This window comes from Streptomyces sp. H27-H5 (genome assembly GCF_026627505.1).
In the GTDB taxonomy this organism is placed as follows: Bacteria; Actinomycetota; Actinomycetes; order Streptomycetales; family Streptomycetaceae; genus Streptomyces.
This window is the reverse complement of sequence record NZ_JAPNLK010000325.1, coordinates 1-972: the sequence shown is the minus strand read 5'-3', so window position 1 is coordinate 972 and position 972 is coordinate 1. Positions and strand designations below refer to the sequence as shown.

Here is a 972-nt window from a genome sequence, read left to right as displayed (position 1 = left end):
GCGGGATCGCCACCCGCTACGACAAGACCCCGGAGAGCTACCTGGCCGGACTCCACCTCTGCGGCACGATGCTCTGGCTACGCAGCATCACCGGACGAACATGATCTGAATCCCGTACAGGACCTAGTCGGCGTTGATCGCTTGCTCCTGCGGATGCCGTACCGGTCGCAGACCTGGGCGAACGTGGCGGATGTGTATGGCCCGGACTCTATCTGAAGTTTCCCCGTGATCCTGGACACTCGATGTCTACGCTGCGAGGGCGTGCTGTTGCCGCTGCCTGGTTTCGGCGGGGGTGAGGTAGCCGAGGATTTTGTGTTTGCGCAGGCGGCGGCGGTTGTAGAAGGTCTCGATGAAGTCGAAGACCTCGGCGCGGGCGGTGGCCCGGTCGGGCCAGGTGCGGGTGCCGATCTCTTCCTTGAGGAGGGCCCAGAAGCTCTCCGCGGCGGCGTTATCGAAACATGATCCGGTGCGTCCGCAGCTTTGCCGCAGGTTCAACTCCGCTATCTCAGTGCGGAAATCGGCTGATGTGTACTCGGCGAGTTCAACCGGTGGTTGCAACACCGGGTTGTTGAAGCGAGCGTAGCTGCTCCCGGTGGTTCGAGGCGACTTGGAGGTCACCCCGTCCAACCGGAGCTGCGATGGCCGATCATCACCGGGCCGAGCTGGTCACCGACGCCCTGCGCATGGCCGCCGGCCGCGGCGAACTCCAGCCCGACTGCATCATGCACTCCGACCGCGGGTCGGAAGGTGGATTCAACCGGTCGTCGCAACACTTTGATCTCGGAGGTGTGCGACGTGGCCACGGCGGACTGGAGTTTGAAGACCAGCGATGTTCCGGAGGGTCGGCGTCGGCAGTGGCGCGCTGATCGTGCGTTGCGGCCGGCGATGCGTTCGCCGGGGCGGCCTGATCCGTCTCGAGTCGTGCAGCGCCACTTCTGGCGACTGATCGCCACGGGGGTCACGACGGTGGAG

Annotated in this window: 2 protein-coding genes and 1 pseudogene; 1 reads left to right on the top strand and 2 read right to left on the bottom strand. The window is 64.9% G+C overall.

Annotated elements, in window-relative coordinates; all coding sequences use genetic code 11:
• Positions 1 to 246: 246 nt before the first annotated feature.
• Both OTB19_RS43075 and OTB19_RS43070 read right to left on the bottom strand, forming a co-directional pair.
• Positions 247 to 618, bottom strand: a complete 372-nt coding sequence (locus tag OTB19_RS43075) for an integrase core domain-containing protein (protein ID WP_267804311.1) — start codon at positions 616 to 618, stop codon at positions 247 to 249.
• Entirely contained in the window at positions 615 to 803 is a 189-nt protein-coding gene (locus OTB19_RS43070; protein ID WP_267804309.1) for a hypothetical protein, read from the bottom strand. The genes OTB19_RS43075 and OTB19_RS43070 overlap by 4 nt, the downstream gene beginning before the upstream one ends.
• Positions 804 to 816: 13 nt before the next feature.
• On the opposite strand from OTB19_RS43070, the pseudogene OTB19_RS43065 reads away from it, so the two are divergent.
• A pseudogene (locus tag OTB19_RS43065) lies at positions 817 to 972 on the top strand (IS30 family transposase); the annotation flags it as partial.